Origin of the sequence: Desulforadius tongensis, assembly GCF_016907915.1 — a bacterium.
GTDB lineage: Bacteria > Bacillota > Desulfotomaculia > Desulfotomaculales > Desulfohalotomaculaceae > Desulforadius > Desulforadius tongensis.
Map to the genome: position 1 here is coordinate 1 of NZ_JAFBCW010000042.1, position 15,771 is coordinate 15,771.

General features: G+C 39.5%; 16 protein-coding genes and 1 pseudogene. 5 read left to right on the forward strand and 12 right to left on the reverse strand.

Going from position 1 to position 15,771, the window contains the following annotated elements; translation table 11 throughout:
• Positions 1-214: 214 nt before the first annotated feature.
• Positions 215-940 (reverse strand): peroxide stress protein YaaA, encoded by a 726-nt coding sequence (yaaA, locus tag JOC37_RS12505; RefSeq protein ID WP_204619432.1) that lies wholly within the window; start codon positions 938-940, stop codon positions 215-217.
• A gap of 15 nt (positions 941-955) precedes the next feature.
• On the reverse strand, positions 956-1,648 hold the full coding sequence (locus JOC37_RS12510; protein ID WP_204619434.1) for a GIY-YIG domain-containing protein: 693 nt from the start codon (positions 1,646-1,648) through the stop codon (positions 956-958).
• A gap of 379 nt (positions 1,649-2,027) precedes the next feature.
• On the opposite strand from JOC37_RS12510, the gene JOC37_RS12515 reads away from it, so the two are divergent.
• Positions 2,028-3,038, forward strand: a complete 1,011-nt coding sequence (locus JOC37_RS12515) for a hypothetical protein (protein ID WP_204619436.1) — start codon at positions 2,028-2,030, stop codon at positions 3,036-3,038.
• A gap of 395 nt (positions 3,039-3,433) precedes the next feature.
• Here JOC37_RS12515 and JOC37_RS12525 read toward each other — a convergent pair.
• The 7 genes and pseudogenes from JOC37_RS12525 to JOC37_RS12555 form a co-directional block, all read right to left on the reverse strand.
• Positions 3,434-3,709 (reverse strand): annotated as a pseudogene (locus JOC37_RS12525) (IS5/IS1182 family transposase); the annotation flags it as partial.
• Between the two features lie 132 nt (positions 3,710-3,841).
• A complete protein-coding gene (locus JOC37_RS12530; protein ID WP_204619439.1) occupies positions 3,842-4,201 on the reverse strand; it encodes a type II toxin-antitoxin system HicB family antitoxin in 360 nt (119 codons plus the stop codon).
• A gap of 62 nt (positions 4,202-4,263) precedes the next feature.
• Positions 4,264-4,482, reverse strand: a complete 219-nt coding sequence (locus JOC37_RS12535; protein ID WP_204619441.1) for a hypothetical protein — start codon at positions 4,480-4,482, stop codon at positions 4,264-4,266.
• Between the two features lie 29 nt (positions 4,483-4,511).
• Positions 4,512-5,723 carry a Ger(x)C family spore germination protein gene (locus tag JOC37_RS12540; protein WP_204619442.1) on the reverse strand — a complete coding sequence of 404 codons (1,212 nt, stop codon included), beginning with the start codon at positions 5,721-5,723 and terminating at the stop codon, positions 4,512-4,514.
• Positions 5,720-6,814, reverse strand: a complete 1,095-nt coding sequence (locus JOC37_RS12545; RefSeq protein ID WP_238480919.1) for a GerAB/ArcD/ProY family transporter — start codon at positions 6,812-6,814, stop codon at positions 5,720-5,722. The genes JOC37_RS12540 and JOC37_RS12545 overlap by 4 nt, the downstream gene beginning before the upstream one ends.
• Before the next feature lie 20 nt (positions 6,815-6,834).
• Positions 6,835-8,448 carry a spore germination protein gene (locus JOC37_RS12550; RefSeq protein WP_204619444.1) on the reverse strand — a complete coding sequence of 538 codons (1,614 nt, stop codon included), beginning with the start codon at positions 8,446-8,448 and terminating at the stop codon, positions 6,835-6,837.
• A gap of 219 nt (positions 8,449-8,667) precedes the next feature.
• A complete protein-coding gene (locus JOC37_RS12555; protein WP_204619445.1) occupies positions 8,668-9,075 on the reverse strand; it encodes a hypothetical protein in 408 nt (135 codons plus the stop codon).
• Positions 9,076-9,652: 577 nt separating this feature from the next.
• Here JOC37_RS12555 and motA point away from each other — a divergent pair.
• The 3 genes from motA (at position 9,653) to JOC37_RS13525 (ending at position 12,188) form a co-directional block, all read left to right on the forward strand.
• A complete protein-coding gene (gene motA / locus JOC37_RS12560; protein ID WP_204619446.1) occupies positions 9,653-10,447 on the forward strand; it encodes a flagellar motor stator protein MotA in 795 nt (264 codons plus the stop codon).
• Positions 10,440-11,186, forward strand: a complete 747-nt coding sequence (locus tag JOC37_RS12565; RefSeq protein ID WP_204619447.1) for an OmpA family protein — start codon at positions 10,440-10,442, stop codon at positions 11,184-11,186. The genes motA and JOC37_RS12565 overlap by 8 nt, the downstream gene beginning before the upstream one ends.
• A 303-nt stretch (positions 11,187-11,489) precedes the next feature.
• Positions 11,490-12,188, forward strand: a complete 699-nt coding sequence (locus JOC37_RS13525) for a methyl-accepting chemotaxis protein (RefSeq protein WP_420797302.1) — start codon at positions 11,490-11,492, stop codon at positions 12,186-12,188.
• Between the two features lie 471 nt (positions 12,189-12,659).
• Here the strand turns inward: JOC37_RS13525 and JOC37_RS12575 are convergent, their stop codons facing one another.
• Complete coding sequence (locus tag JOC37_RS12575) at positions 12,660-13,262, reverse strand: hypothetical protein (protein ID WP_204619448.1); 603 nt, start codon at positions 13,260-13,262, stop codon at positions 12,660-12,662.
• A 385-nt stretch (positions 13,263-13,647) separates the two neighbouring features.
• Entirely contained in the window at positions 13,648-14,118 is a 471-nt protein-coding gene (locus JOC37_RS12580; RefSeq protein WP_204619450.1) for a VOC family protein, read from the reverse strand.
• Positions 14,119-14,608: 490 nt separating this feature from the next.
• Here JOC37_RS12580 and JOC37_RS12585 point away from each other — a divergent pair, with 490 nt between their 5' ends.
• On the forward strand, positions 14,609-14,899 hold the full coding sequence (locus JOC37_RS12585) for a transposase (protein ID WP_204619452.1): 291 nt from the start codon (positions 14,609-14,611) through the stop codon (positions 14,897-14,899).
• Between the two features lie 317 nt (positions 14,900-15,216).
• Here the strand turns inward: JOC37_RS12585 and JOC37_RS12590 are convergent, their stop codons facing one another.
• Positions 15,217-15,372, reverse strand: coding sequence for a hypothetical protein (locus JOC37_RS12590; protein WP_204619454.1), 156 nt, complete (start codon positions 15,370-15,372; stop codon positions 15,217-15,219).
• Between the last annotated feature and the right edge of the window lie 399 nt (positions 15,373-15,771).

Below are 15,771 nucleotides of genomic sequence, written 5' to 3' on the forward strand. Positions count from 1 at the left end.
GTGACGCCCTTGCTTACAGGTTGTCTTCCCGCTGGTTAGGCGACAGGGTTTCTTTCAACCCATCGGCTCGGCAGACATGCCAGGCAAACAATAACAAGCCCCAGCGGTTAGATATAACTGCTGGGGCTTTCTATATTGATTCTTAAAGGCGCAGCCGCGCTGTTATTTATTAAGCGGCAGCTGCCGTGTACTGGCCAGGTAATTTTATGTAAAGTTATAATTCTATTTCATTAATATTTCTAGTTAAATTTGGTTTTTGTATAATTTGTAAGTCTTTTGCTATTAGTAGGCCGTGATTGTATGGGGTATGATACGAATTTCCCTCTTCTACTTCATAATTAGCTGCTCTACTCAGAAGGCCATCTTGCAGTAAAGGGATTACCGCTTGCTTTGCTACCTTTAGATAATGAGTTGACCTACCAAAATACAATTTAATTTCTTTTATTCCATTCATCTTAACATATTCTTTTAAGAAGCTAGGAAAGTGTTCTTTCCAAGCTTTATAAGCAGGTGGGTCAGACATTTTTAAATTGTAATCCTGTACCATATCTAATGGGTGTAAAGGTCCATATAATGCAGACAGAATAAGTAAGTGAGGACAAGATTTATCTTTTATACAGTTTATTACTTCTTCTTTGAAATTCTCGAATGGTGAATACAGCTGTCCACAGTACCGCTTAATGGCAGGCATATATTTACCATCTATATCATCATTTCCAAAATCCGGCCCAAACGTAATTGATTCATTTTTTTTATATTTTCCTTGAATATAGCGTTGGTTTTTCTTAATTGATGATAATAACTGGTTTCTAGCATTATTAACTTCTTTTTGCATATGTTGTGAGATAAAATTTTTTAATACTTCACCTTCCGTTTTCCAACTTTCCCCACCAGAAACCTTTTCAGCGCAGCAGGGAAAAATGAGCAGGATATTGTTCATACAAGATTGTCCTCCTTACATATCTTTAACCAATTGATAAAAGATTTCTAAAAAATATGGGTCGTATTGTTCAGCAACATGATCCACATTCCATAATCCTGAGTGCCTAACAAACTTATTTTGGCAGTAAAGTCCCAACCAATTGCCTGATGGCCCATCAATAACTGGTCGCTGGTAATTACTTAAGAGAGCAATGGCGTTCCTTTCAATGAACTTTCTAATGCTTTGAGGGCCTGCGTCATCCTCTGCTTTAACCCAAAGAAACGGCATTGACCTAATTTTTTTACTCACAGCCACTTCCAGTGAATGCTCAGCCTTTCTTGTTGAGCTTTTTGCTGAGGACCCCTTTCCCCAAGTATTAAGTTCAATATTATGCTTGTTAATTATTGCTGTACCTATGTGCAGACGGAAAATGGAGCCACGATGATTCCCACCACCAGAGTATTTGCCACTGACGCTGCCTTTGTGTGTCCTAAGGCGGTTCCAGAGTGTCGTTTTAGAACCTGATGATACTGCGTGGGTTCCTACACGCACCACTCTTGGTTCACCATTTGTTTCCCGCACTTCTCCTTCTTCAAAAAAGAAATAAATACCCTGCCGCGGCCAGTTCATTTTACCATCACAGTTAGCTAAGGTATGCTTTCCTATCTTATTTTCTAACAAATTAAGAACATAATAAAAACGGTTTAAGCGACCAATCCTATCCATGTTATTCCCCGCTAACATCGTTTTTGGCATTATTCGGCATAATAGTGCAGTATCCTTTAAAAAACATTGTCGAAATAGACCCCCCTGAGTGTGACCAGTCCAGTGTACCGCAGCACTCTGGCCTAAGTAGACGCCCTGCAGATAAGAAAAAAGCCGGTGCCGTTTTTGGGCACGGGATTTAAGACAAGATACAGACTAATTAAGGTGTTATAATTAAGTACAAAAATTGCTGGGGCAAAGCAGCGGACTATGAGAAAACACATGCATTAATAAGGATGCAACAGAAACGAGTATTGCAGCAAGTGGGGGTATTATGCCCATATTTGATTGAGAGCTAAACTCGTTTAATTAATTTAGAGATATTTGGAGGTGTTATTGTATGTCTAGAATTCATTACTTTCCACGTTACTCCCAAAAGGAGAATATGGTAACGAATAACACATTGTTACTATTTAGTAGGCTATATAATAATAATGCTGAAAAATTTAAAAGATTTATTAATACGCTCCTTGAAAAGAGCAACGTAGAACTTGACACAACAGTTAAATTTAGCCAACAGGAGAAAACTAAAGAAAGTGTACCCGACGGAGTAATACAACAGGAAAGTTTTAAAATTATAATTGAAACCAAATTATACGGTCAACAGAATTTAGAACAAGTAGAAAGATATATCAATGCTTTTGAAGATCAGGACAAAAAAATCTTTCTTTGGGTGAATACAGAGCCTATTAATGACGAGTATAAGAGAAAAATAGTTGAACGATTAGATCCTTTAAACATTAAATTTGCATCTACTACTTTTAAAGAAATATGCAGGTGTTTCAACGAAGTTCTAAATGAATATGATTTTGAAATGAAGGAGCTGATACAGGATTTTGAGACATTCTGTTTTGAATCTGGTTTAATCGACAATGCTGATACAAAAATGAGAGTCGTACTTTCTGGGACAAGTTATGAGCAGAATATGATGTATGGTATGTACTATGCACCAAGTGATAGAGGTTATCAGAAACATAAATACCTGGGCCTTTATAAAGATAAAGCGGTTAGGGGTATTGGAGAAGTAATTAGTATTGCTGATATCTCTTTTGACTGGAACAGTCATGAATTAACTATTGAGAATATACTATTAGGTGAAGTCAAGAATGAGCAGAAGGAAAGCGTGAAGAAGGTTATAATTGAAGCAAAAAAAGAGTTTGGTTTTGACATTTCGCAGGGGCATAGATTTTTCTTTGTAGAAAGGTTCTATGAGACTAATTATATTAAGCCAACTAAAGGCGGCCTTATGGGACAAAAATACTTTGATCTAACTGATATTGATGGATTTAGTAAGGAAATGTCAACTGAACAAATTGCAGAATTATTAAGAGGAAAAGAATGGGTTTATTAATTGCTATTCTCTGTAGTAAATATTCCATGTTTACTTAGTTTTTACAAAACGACCTTCAGGGTTACAAAATAGATCCAATGATCTTGGTGGAAATACTTATTTTCAAAATGAAAACTCGAGATTCGAAAATGAAACTTCGAAGTTCCAAAATGTTTATTCGAAGTTTAAATTTTTCTATGGCTGACCTTTTTTACTTTTAATATAGACATAAATATTAGGGATAATTTGGGGATAGTTATTACAAATTATCCCTATTAAATTGTCCAATAATAGTCAAATACTAATTCCAAAAAACAATTATACAGCATTTCAGGACATCGCTAAACGCTGGATACACTGGCCGAGGCTGATGTAAAAAACGTCATGGATACCATTATTGCCAAAAACATTTTTTATTCACGGTATCCTCCACGGTTGGTAGTGCTGTATTTTAAAACTTGATTATTAGGACAAAGGTAGCAATCATAATACTCATCGTAGACAAAATCATGTTTTTTAAAGTATCCAGCTTTCGTCATAGGCCTCTTGTAAGGCATGACAGGCATTTTCCCTGCCTCAACAATTTCTCTGCATATTCCTGGGGTCTTGTAACCTGCGTCAACAACGACAGCTTCAACTTCAGGATGTTTTTTGATTATTTCTTGGAATAAATCGGGAAACACTTGACTATCAACGGAAACGTACCGGAAACCCCAAAAAGCCTGCACCATGGAGTGAAGTGACGGTGTTTAAAAAAGGTTTTCGCATAATTTACACCGTAAAATCATATTTCTTCCGGCCGGGCTTATGGCTGGTGCTGCAGTCTAGAGAAAACCAGGCAGGGAAAGGCGCAGATGGGTATTAGAAAGAATACCTGAAGAAAGGCTGGGAGAAAATGTGCCCATTCCATGGTGCAATGATTTCGAAATACGCAAAACAAACTTACCGCTAAACTTATCACCTTTGGAAACAGGTTTCGCAATTTCCCTGCTTGATTCTAACGCTGCTTCTAACCATGTTATTTTTGCATCTTCAATCATCTCTAGTGCTTCTTCTTTTGTTTCTCCCTGGAATAAGCAGCCAGGCAATTCTGGTATTTCAGCCGCACAGCCACCTTCCTCCGCAGGATGTAAAACTATTTTATATGGTAATGATAGGTAATAGTTTAAATTCTTTTCTTTCATAAACATTACCCTTCATGGTATTTTGTACAGCTTCATAAGTTTACTCATTGCACCATCACCAATCATTTTAGCATCCACTGGGTAAAAGGCTTAAACAGCGCTTCAATGGGTTTGTTGGGGGTGGGTACGGGGATGCCCAGCACTTGCGGTATACTTAGGGCCATGCCGATGAGCATGAATACAGAAAAGGCAATTAATTCCCGCCACATTTTCTTTTGCACTAAACCCGGTACTTCCAGCCAGATGATGCCTAAAAATACTAATAATAAAGCGACAATCATACCTGCCCCTCCAAAATAAGCGTTATTGTTTAGAAAATCCTTTTGGTTGTAAGGCCGGTGCGCCGAATGTGGGCTTCCACAGCAATATTGATATCGGCGTTCGCAAATACCTCGTCCCACCGATCTTTCAATGCGGCCCATTCCTTTTTATATTTCCTGTGGAAGGATTCTCCAAAGGCGAAAATATCCAGGCCGTAATCGAATTGGGCTTTGTCCAGAACTGACCGCACTCTTTGTTCAATCCTCTGGGCCATTCTTTTTTCAATGGCAGCAAAAATTTTGGGGTCAGTGAGGTCTTCTGTAGATTGCTGTTCCCACAGATCGCCTTCCATGGTTATTTTTATCTCAAATCGGGCATTTTGCCCGTCGTAAAAAGGTTCAATTTTTGTTTTCCCCCGGGTAATGTTTACAGAAATCTTTTTGCCCGGTTCTGCTGGTGAGGGGATAGTAATTTCTCCCGGCCCAATCTTATTTGTCAACCAGAGCAGTCCCCTGGTGTCCGGTACATCCAGCTGGCCCACCAGCCTGTCATCTTTAAATACTCCCGTTCCGGTAAGGGTAATTTCAGCGTGGGTTTCCGTGACCTTTTGCTGCTTATTTTTAGCTTCTGGAATATTTTCCTTCATGCCCGGTCCCTGGGGCGCACCGGACGCGGTCAGCTCTAAAAAGGGCAGTGTTGGGTTGGTTCCCTTGCTGGCCAGCATCATAATTAAATCCTTCAGCATAACCGGTACGCCCACAGCATCCCTGAGCACGGATCCGGTGGATTGGGCTGATGTATTTTCCAACTGGGAATGGCTGTTCAATAAGTCCTCAGCCTTTCCTCTGGCCACCAGTACCCAGAGAGTTTCCCGGGCGTTGGGTGAGCGGGAGAAGAAGTTTATCAAACTGCGTATACCTTCTCTGGCAGCTTCTTGCCCCAAAACCAGGATTACCATGTGGCCCCAGTAAATTTTCCTGGATACTTTTTTTTCCAGTTCTCTCTCCGCGTCCAGTACCGTTTCTCCGGTTTGGGAAAGGACCCAGGCGTTGTTTTCTTGAGCTGCTGACGGCCTTACCGTGCCGCCGCCGAAGGCCCGGGGCCTGGCAATCTGGACTGTTAAGCGGATATTACCGTCTGGGGTACGATCAATTCCGGCTGCCATTATTATGGCCAGGTCGCTCAGTTCCTTACGGCTCCAGCAGCCTCCTTGTAAAACCAGGGATAATACCAGTAACAAACAGATGATTTTTTTTATCAATTATTGTTTCCTCCCCGTCCCCTGATTACGGCTATTATCAACAGCACCAGCGGAATACCCAACTCAAAGGTTGAAATGGCGTAAAAAACCCAGACATTGGCTAAAAAGTGGATGGACTCCAGCAGATTATCCGCAATTGCCATGGAAAGGGCTAACAAAATAATTCCCACGGGCATTGTCAGCGGGCGGTATTCACTTAGCTTTAACCACTGGGCGCTGCCCAGAACGATAACATAATAGAAAAAGGTAATCTTTACAAAGCCTCCCATAACCCACACGCTCATGATTACCGGGTCCATTCGTTCTATTACTTTGGCAATATTAATCACCCTGGTTTCATTTAAAACAGGGTAAGTCATGGCCGCCACACTGGGGCCGAAAGTAGTTACAATGCCTATTACCAGTAATGTAAAAATAAAGCCAACCAGCAGGATGGATATAAATGCAATGCGCCAGGCTTCTGTAGGCTTTTTGAGAAAAGGAATTATCATGGTGAAGGTGCTGATTTCTCCAAACCAGGCTAAAGGTGCCAGGGAGCCCTTGAAAATATCCACGCAGCTGGCTTCTAATACAGGCAGCAGCCTGTTAAGGTCCTTTTCCGGTGTAGCTAGAGACATAATCATAACAAGTGAAAAAAGAATCAGCGGCAGAAAAATCTGGTTTGTCCGGGCTAGAACTTCTAGTCCCTGTTTAATGGTGTAGGCTCCAATAGTCACCACCACAATATGAAAGACAATCAGCGGTGTTTCCGGCATAAAAGCCGTTACAATGAAGTCCCCGTATTCCCTAATCATCAGGGAACAAATATGGACAAACCAAAATAAATATAAAAAGCCGATTACCTTGGCCGGCCACCGGCCCAGTATTTCTTCCAGGTATTCAATGATCGTTTTGCCCGGAAAGAGAGAACTCAACTTTACCGTAATCCAGGCTATGGGTAGTACCAGCAGTGCGGCCAGTACAGATGATAGCCAGGCGTCCTGATTGGCGTGTGCGGTGGTCATGGCCGGAACAACAAGTAAGGCCGTGGCAATAATCATAGTGATATTCAGGAATACAGCCTGCCTGCTGTCAATCTTTCCCTTTTCCAACAATTGCTTCACCAGCCTAACTATTTTTTTGGTCGGGAAGGCTGTGGCTTTAACCTGGATGCCTCCCGCTGCGGGTTATTCTGCCCCATTAGATATGGACGCTTATTCATGGCCCACCAGGGTACCCGCACCACCGAATCTTTCAGATCCCCTGTGATAATGGGCCCCACCGGAGCCAGGTAGGGTACACCGAAGGAACGCAAGCCGGCCATGTGTACCACGAAGATGGTGATCCCGGAGATCAGGCCAAACAGACCCAGAGAGGCTGCCAGGATCATCAGGGGAAATCGCAGCAGGCGTATGGTAATGCTTCCGCTGTAATATATGGTAAAAGAGGCCATGGCTGTAAGGGACACTACAATAACGGTGGCTGCAGCCACCAGCCCGGCTTGTACCGCTGCTTCACCAATAATTAATGCCGCTACGATACTTACCGCCTGGCCCACGGGACGGGGCAGCCGGATTCCCGCTTCCCGGATTATTTCAAAGGCGATCTCCATTAAGAATGCTTCCACAAAAACCGGGAAAGGCACCGCCTCCCGCTGGGCTGCCATGCTCAGCAGCAGAGGGGTGGGCAGCATCTCATGGTGAAAGGAGATAATAGCGATATACAGGGATGGCAGCGTAAGCGAAGCAATCAGACTTCCTATGCGCAATATTCTTATTACTGACGTGAAAAAAGATTGTTCATAATAATCTTCCGGAGTTTGAATGGTTTCCAGAAAAATATAAGGCATTGTTAATACCACGGGGGTTCCGTCCACCAAAATGGCCACGCGGCCCTCCAGCAAATTGGCGGCCACCCTGTCCGGCCGGTCGGTGTGCGAAATGGTGGAGAAGGGAGAATAGGCGTTGTCTTTGATTAACTCTTCAAGGTAGCCGGAATCCAGTATCCCGTCAATTTTAATTTTTTCCAGCCTGCTTTTTACCTCTGTTACCAAGTCCTGGTTGACGATTCCCTTAATATAGGCCACAGCTATATCGGTTTTACTTACTTCTCCCAGTTTTGTCATTTCTATTTTCAGGTTGGGGTTTTTTATCTTACGCCTAAGCATAGAGGTATTGGTACGCAGTGTTTCCACGAAGGACTCCCGAGGGCCCCGTACCACTGTTTCGGTTTTTGAGTCTTCAATGGCGCGCATTTCCCAACTGCGGATATCGTTAATCAGAGCGGTGGAATGCCCATCTACCAGCAGAACGGTTTCTCCCGATAAAATGGCGCTGACAATTTCCTCTATTTTTTGGCTTTCCCTAACCTGGTTTATGCACAGGCCCTTCATTTTAATAAAATGCAGGGCATTGGCTCTGGTAATTTCTTCGCCGTGGACGACCATGGGTATTTCCAGGGTCAGTGCCCGCATGATCTGTTCGCTGATCTGGGTTTTATCCGTCAGCCCGTCGGTATATATCAGGGCCAGTTTAATCTGCTCATTCTGAGCCAAAAGAAATTCCCGGAAAATTACGTCGGAACAATCTTGAAAGATTGCTTTCAGATAATTAAGGTTGCTGTCTATATCGGTGCTTAAAAGCAGGCTTTGGGATGGATGATGGGTCTGTTTTTTCTCTTGGTATGGGCCGTTTTTGATAGAATTTACCCGCCGGGGGCGTAAAGGTTTTTTAAAAAACGCTGCCATAATTCTGTCCCCTTAAAAATTTTAGAAATAATAATTCAGATTCTATTGTGTACCAATTGGTGGCTTATTATGATTTTTTTACAAGGGATTCATCTAATTGGTAAAGTGTTATGAGGAGATAATTTCAGATGGATCCTGCAAGAAGGGACTGGAGATTGTTATTTCAGAAACTTGGGGGGACATGTTTTAGATCCCGGCTCTGTTAACTTTTACCAAAACCTACAAACTAGCATTCCACATTGAACTTAATATATTACTGTAATCATCAGAGCAGGCGCCCAGTACGTTTCTTAAGCGGCATTTATTTTTTAAAAAACGCTTTTTTGTTAACAAGCCTAATTTGTGTAGGAGTAATTTTACAGCATTTACTTCCACATCCAGGTAGTTAGCCATGTGCAGTACCGATAATTTTTGGTAATTTTTAAAAACATAATCAATATCCAGACTCGTCCATTCCACTTTTCTTTTATAAGGTTTGAATCCCAATTTATGAGCTCTTTTACGGATGAATGAAGCGGTGAATTTACTACCTGCTAAAAAGGCAACGGTGTACGCTGTTTTTCTGTCATATTCTTTTTTAATTAATTCATCAATATTTTGAATATCTTTGGTTGTATACCTGGGCATTTTACCACCTCTTTTTTATTAATCCGTAAAGCGGATTTACTGTTAAGATGTGCCTAAAGCATCTTAATAATTGGTTCGTTATTTGGCGAATTTTCTTACTTAATTTTAAGGCAAGCTGCTAAGGGTGGTAAATATTGCTCACTGAAAACGTTACCTATGTCTGTGGTAATTAGTACTTAGGTCCCACAAATACACTTCAAAAAATAACTTTTGGAAATACAAAGGGTTTTATTAAAATATGTCGAATTTTGCAAAGAATGTTATTTTGTAGTTAATTTGTGCAAAAAAAATTGCAATTCTAAGTATTTGCACTGCACAAAAAATTAAAGGTTTGACCTCAAACCGCACCCGGTAAATGTAAAATTACAAGGTGGTGGTGATATTAAATAACTTGCGGAAAGTTAAAAACGGCTGTTGATGGTAAACTTGGTTTTTAAAATACAATCTTTACAGGTGCCAAAGGCAATTAGGGAATGCCAATGCATGCTCTTTTTTATTACAGAACCTTTATAACAGCTTGTTAAAATTATTGTTAACTATAAAAAGGCTACCTCAATTAAGGAGTGAATGGAAGCAGATGGAGAAGTCTACTTTTATAGGCCTCGCTCTAGGTGTTATTGCAATTACAGTGGGAATGGTTTTAAAAGGGGCACACTTGGCAGCTTTATGGAATCCCGCTGCCTATTTAATTATCTTTGGTGGCACAGCTGCGTCGATATTTGTAAGTTTTCCGATGGCAGAATTAAAAAAAGTTCCCAAGCTTTTTAAAATGATTTTTAAACCGCAGGAATTAATGTCCAAGCAGGAAATGGTTAGTTTATGCGTTGAATTGGCCGGTTTTACCAGAAGAGAGGGCTTATTGGCCTTAGATGACAAGCTGAAGGAAATTGATGATGATTTTTTAAAGAATGGATTGCAGATGATTATTGACGGTAGTGACAGTGAGTTTGTTCGGGCCACCATGACGGAAGAAATTTATGCCACCGAAGAACGCCATCGTGCCGGGGCACTTATATTTACCCAAGCCGGTACTTATGCCCCAACCCTTGGTGTTTTGGGAGCGGTTATAGGATTAATAGCCGCCCTTGGCAATTTAACGGACATAGAAAAACTGGGGCATTCCATTGCAGCGGCCTTTATTGCCACACTGCTGGGGATTTTTTCCGGGTATGTATTATGGCACCCCATAGCAAACAAGTTAAGAAGACTGTCAAGAAGAGAAATAGAACTTAAACAAATAGCGGTGGAAGGAGTGGTATCTATAGCATCAGGCATATCACCCATTGCCATAGAGCAGTCTCTGCTGGTTTATCTTTCGGCCGAAGAGCGGCAGGCTTATGCCTCTCAAAAGGAGGAAAGCAGTAATGTCTAAAAAGAATAAGGGGAGCCATGATGATGGACATATAGATGAATCATGGCTTATTCCCTATGCTGATTTATTAACCCTTCTTTTGGCTTTGTTTATTGTTTTGTTTGCTTCCAGTACTGTAGATGCCCAAAAGTACAACGCTTTAAAACAGTCTCTCAGTGCGGCTTTTTACAGCGGCAGTGGGATATTAGATACCAAAACATCCCCGGATAATATAATAGAAGAAATGGAAAAAACGGTTAACGATAGAGGGTTGGGGCAGTTAAAAGAACAGCTTGATAAATACATAAGTGAAAATAATCTTGGTACGGAACTGCAGACTAATCTTTACAATGATTCTTTAGTTATTACAATTCGCGATGAAGCATTTTTTGATTCCGGCAGTGCGGTGGTTAAGCCGAAGGCAAAAAAAACAATTACTTCTATAGCTAGGATATTAGAGCAGTATCCTCAATATGAAGTGGTTGTTTCCGGACATACCGATAACGTGCCTATCAATAATAAAGAGTTTGAATCCAATTGGGATCTTAGTTCAAAGAGGGCTTTAAACTGTATGAAAATCCTGCTGCAAAATAAAAACTTGGATCCATACCGCTTTAGCGCCATTGGATACGGGGAATACCGCCCAATAGCGTCAAACGAAACAGCGGCAGGCCGGGCCAAAAACCGGCGTGTTGAAGTATCCATTAAAAAAAGAGTGCTGCCAGGTGATGGGAAAAAGTTTTTTAACGATATATATTAGGGGGTATTATATATGTTTAACAAATTTTTCAAAAGCAGACCCAACAATCAATTTTTAGAAACCGGATCGGTTGAGGATGTTGAGCCGGAAGAAAACCCGGAGGAAATTAAAAAAGATAGGACTATGGACACGTTAAGAGAACAGGAATGTTATACATCAGTGGAAATGGCCATAGCTGCGGGCGATATGTTTTATGAAATGTTTGACCATAAAAACTGGGTGGTACTTGTAGATGCAGAATCTAAAGTAATAAAATGCTGGAATACAAAAACTTTTAATTTTGGTATTAAACCGGGAGATACAATGCCTGAAGGAACCATTGTGAATGAAGCCCTGGTTACCGGTGCCCGGGTGGCAAAACAAGTTTCAAAAGAAGAATCGAAATTCGGTTTTGCTTATGCCGGCATTGGGATACCGGTTAAAGACAAGGAAAATAACATAATTGGAGGCCTGGCTGCAACCTTCTTATATATTGACCCTGATAAACTGCAGAATGTTGCTGATGAATTACATACCGCTTCTGAGCAGAACAGTTATGCTGCTGAAGAAATAGCCAAGGGAGCAACCAACTTGTCTCATTCCGTACAGGTGCTGACAGAAAATACAGATAATGCCAGAAAAAGTTTAAAAACAATAAATGACGTTATTGAATTAATCAAGGGAATTGCAGATCAAACCAATTTACTGGCTTTAAACGCGGCCATAGAAGCGGCCCGAGCCGGTGAGCACGGCAGGGGCTTTGCGGTGGTGGCTGATGAAGTAAGAAAATTAGCCCAAAACTCTGCAGATAGTGCCAAGGATATGGCGGAAAAACTTTCTGCTATTCACAGCATGATAGAATCAGTTGGTGAAAAAGTGCAGGAACTTAACGGGTTGGCACAGCAGCAGGCGGCCTCCACGGAGGAGATAAGCGCATCTATGGAACAATTGGATGAACAAGCAAAAGTAATACTTGATTTGGCAGAAGAGCTGAAAACAGGATTAGAATTTATGCTGAACTAAGAAAGCCCCCCTTGGATTGTGATATGATCCCCTTATAGTAGACAGAAAAAAGAAAGTCCATTAATCTGTTTACTATGGAGGGGATTTTTTCTATGGGTAAAATCAGAAAAACATATGATGTAAAGTTTTAAAAGAAAAAGAAAGCTGTAGATTTATATATGAAAGAGGGCATGGGTTATAAAACGGTGGCGAAAGAGCTAGCAGCCTGTGTGAGAAATAGTTGATTTAAAACCGTAGATTCATCACATAAGCACATAATATTTTTAACTTTAGTGTATTCATTAAATTAGTTAACTATTTATCCAATCAGCTATAGCCCACTTTGAGCCGGGATAATTAAGCACACGCGCAGTAACATTCACTGTATCACCTTCCGTCGGGTACAGAATAAGAATAACTAAATTATACCCCTACCGCAAGGTGGGGGCTATTTTACGCTTACTTTACGCTTACCTTACACTCCCCTTCCCCTCAATATTTCCTTGAGGTCATTAGTTTTTTAAAAACCCGTTTTTCAAACTCTGTTTCTAACTGTATTTCACCATTTATAATTTCTCCTTTATAATCACGACTGAACTTTCTTAGTCCTATATTCCAATTAGGATTTTTATCTAATGGAATATCTTGACTCGACTTGTAAATTAAATCAATAGGCTTAGTAAAAACATCTCTATCCTGTAACTGTAACTTAAAAGTAATAGCATTACCTTCAATTTGCAAATCTTTAATATCCGAAACAAAAAATCCTACATAATACCCCTCTCGAGCATCATCAAAATCATCACTTGTTCCATAATATCTTCCCTGCAATATTCCATTTACATACTCAAGTACAATGTAATGGTCTTCAGTATCATGCCTGTTCTTATATCTATAAACCCCTTCATATTTATTAATGTCAGTTGTTGAAACGCTGTTAACTGTCTTAACTTCTTCCTTAATAGTCATGTTATCAGTTTTTTTTGAAATAAAGTTTTGTTCATTTAATAAGGTATTAAATTCCTTATTATAGTAACTAAATGTTATAATACATAGACTTAGAATTAGTAAAATAATTTTTGAATTTTTTTTCATTTCTAGCTTTACCTCAATTGTTATATTTTGGTAGAAATCTTGATAGCTGGTAAATTCGTTTCTGCTTAAGAGCTCTCTTTCCAAAATAGTATAAAATGATTCAATATGAGCATTTTTGTTCGGTGTCTTTGTGGAATACGCTCGTATTCTGTACCATATTCCAAGCAAGCATCGTGTAAGCTTACGATACTTATATATATTTTCTTCACCGGCAATTAGCTCTAAAAATACTTAGTGTTTTATGTAGTGACTGAATATGAGGTAGAAATACACAGACTACTTTATGCAAATATGAATCTTAAAAGCTTATCAAATAATTTGTTGGCATTGTCTACCTATTGCCAACGGTAAGAAAACTGTTTACAGAGAATTACTTATATTCCCATCATATTTTGCATTTTACTTGTTCCACAAAATCGACAGGCATTGATATTCTTTCAGCAGTATCCTTTACATTCAATCCTTTACTCAAAAAACGTTGTGCTACTGCTTCCATTGTTTCACCTACTTCAATTATGTGCATATCAGGATCATAAAATCGAATAACTCGTTGTCCCCATGGTTGCTCTTTTAAATTATGGACGTATATTACATCAGCCTTATTAAGTCGTGAAATAAAATCATCCAAAGCATCCTCTTCAAAATATAGTTCTGAATTATTTGATTTAGTTGATATATTAATTTTTTCAATATCAATTAACTTTGAAAAATGCTCTTTTTGATGTATTGCGAAGTCACCTTCAAAAACAATATTTTCTCCAAAGTCAAACTTTACTTTTTGAAGCATGACAGTTTCATAAAAAACTCTGGATTTTTCTATATTTTCTACAACAAGTAACGGACATATGAATTTCATAATTAATACCTAGCTTCTGAAACCTATCCAAGCTTAATAAAAGCTAAGCATGCAGGATTCAACGGCTAGGTCTTTCTCCCCCTTCTTTTTCCAGAATATTTTCGGAAACTTATATTCCTTGATATGCTTGACTTTCAGGGAATATAAGTTTGCTATCACCCCCAAAATCAAGTTTCATGGTATCAATTACCATTACTGCTTGTTTTGGGGTGTTTTATGTTAGGTTATTGGCGTCCTCATGCTGAGTATCAAGAGTGTTTGATCAATCTTACCAATCTATCTTGCTGACAGATGTAGGGTAGAGTATTATGCTAAGTAAGTCTAATGGTATTTATAACTGTAACTGCCACCGCAGGTTTTCTGACCCCCAAGCCCGTCATGGCTGGGATAGTTATCACGAACAGTGGTTTTATGACCACTGTGGTTATTTCCTGTCGGTTTATAACCGAGATTTAAAAACGGTACTCCCATTTGTATGGCTGGGTTTGCTATGGTTAACTGGGGCTTTCAAAATGACTGCTGTAGAATTAAGTGGCGTTGCCCTCTTGTCCTTGGTAAAGTAGATTTTTGTTCTTGTAAGGATAAATGTTCTACTTCTAATTATGGCAGAACTGTTTATACCAAGCCTTCATGGGATTTGCGTATTTTTACTCCCGTCTCTCGTAGTAGCGCTGTTTGGAAACAGGAAATGAAAAATCGTACTTCTGTTGAGCGTCTCAATAAAAATATTCTTGTTGACTATGGGCTGGAAAAGGCCCGTGCAAAAGGTAAAAATGCCTGAGTTTCTGGGTTACCATTCATTCCACCAATATTCTTCTTGATGCCAGACTTAGAAACTCTGGATTTGACTTTATCTCTATCTTGGAGAAATCAAGTCTTAAATCAGCTTAGTTGCTAACACATCAATATCTCAAGTAGCCATGGTTTCAAGGACTATTGGAATTTAGTTTCCGAGACTACTCTTCCAGTTATTGAACTTTGTCGTTAACTAACAAAACTTCACAGCTATTTAACTCTGTGCAAGTAGGAAGTTTCAAGTTGAAGGACATTTACCTTAGCTTCAATACGATCAAGAATGAAAAAATACACTCGTGGATGTTAGTTTGAACCTCTAGTGTCGAATAAAGCTCGTACCTTATCAATAACTTCTTTTTCAAGGCGGGTTTCAAGTTTGTCAACGTTGGATTCCAGCTTGGCTTGACCGTTTTTAAGTTCTGTAACATCAGATTTCAGCTCAACGATGTCAGTTTTCATTTCGTGTTGGCCTTCTTCTAAGTTGCCAACATGTTGATTAAGGGGTTTAAGTTCGCCTGTTATGGACTGCGGTTGTTTAATTACCAAGGTTTGGAATTAATTATTGGTCATAATGTACGCTCCTTTCTTCTAGGAGTGTTTTTTTCTATAAAAATAGTTCTAGTAGTTTTGCAAAAATTCCTTTATTAATTTTGATTATATATTTTTAAAAGAAAAATTTTGCAATACATTATAGAGATGCTTTGAATAGTTAATTTTATCAAAATTCAAGAAGCAATTTGATGGAACTATAATTTACAATAGTTGTTTATGGCAGAATAAAAATGTAAGGTTTGGCAGCCAATTTATGTAGGTCAATTACTAGAACAAGAAAGTAAAAACCACTTGTCAACATCCCCT

Excerpts from the sequence above, each read along its gene's own strand:
- yaaA (WP_204619432.1), bottom strand. The coding sequence starts at position 940 with ATGAACAATATCCTGCTCATTTTTCCCTGCTGCGCTGAAAAGGTTTCT.
- JOC37_RS12510 (WP_204619434.1), bottom strand. The coding sequence starts at position 1,648 with ATGGATAGGATTGGTCGCTTAAACCGTTTTTATTATGTTCTTAATTTG.
- JOC37_RS12515 (WP_204619436.1), top strand. The coding sequence starts at position 2,028 with ATGTCTAGAATTCATTACTTTCCACGTTACTCCCAAAAGGAGAATATG.
- JOC37_RS12530 (WP_204619439.1), bottom strand. The coding sequence starts at position 4,201 with ATGAAAGAAAAGAATTTAAACTATTACCTATCATTACCATATAAAATA.
- JOC37_RS12535 (WP_204619441.1), bottom strand. The coding sequence starts at position 4,482 with ATGATTGTCGCTTTATTATTAGTATTTTTAGGCATCATCTGGCTGGAA.
- JOC37_RS12550 (WP_204619444.1), bottom strand. The coding sequence starts at position 8,448 with ATGGCAGCGTTTTTTAAAAAACCTTTACGCCCCCGGCGGGTAAATTCT.
- JOC37_RS12555 (WP_204619445.1), bottom strand. The coding sequence starts at position 9,075 with ATGCCCAGGTATACAACCAAAGATATTCAAAATATTGATGAATTAATT.
- motA (WP_204619446.1), top strand. The coding sequence starts at position 9,653 with ATGGAGAAGTCTACTTTTATAGGCCTCGCTCTAGGTGTTATTGCAATT.
- JOC37_RS12565 (WP_204619447.1), top strand. The coding sequence starts at position 10,440 with ATGTCTAAAAAGAATAAGGGGAGCCATGATGATGGACATATAGATGAA.
- JOC37_RS13525 (WP_420797302.1), top strand. The coding sequence starts at position 11,490 with ATGCCTGAAGGAACCATTGTGAATGAAGCCCTGGTTACCGGTGCCCGG.
- JOC37_RS12575 (WP_204619448.1), bottom strand. The coding sequence starts at position 13,262 with ATGAAAAAAAATTCAAAAATTATTTTACTAATTCTAAGTCTATGTATT.
- JOC37_RS12580 (WP_204619450.1), bottom strand. The coding sequence starts at position 14,118 with ATGAAATTCATATGTCCGTTACTTGTTGTAGAAAATATAGAAAAATCC.
- JOC37_RS12585 (WP_204619452.1), top strand. The coding sequence starts at position 14,609 with ATGGTTAACTGGGGCTTTCAAAATGACTGCTGTAGAATTAAGTGGCGT.
- JOC37_RS12590 (WP_204619454.1), bottom strand. The coding sequence starts at position 15,372 with ATGAAAACTGACATCGTTGAGCTGAAATCTGATGTTACAGAACTTAAA.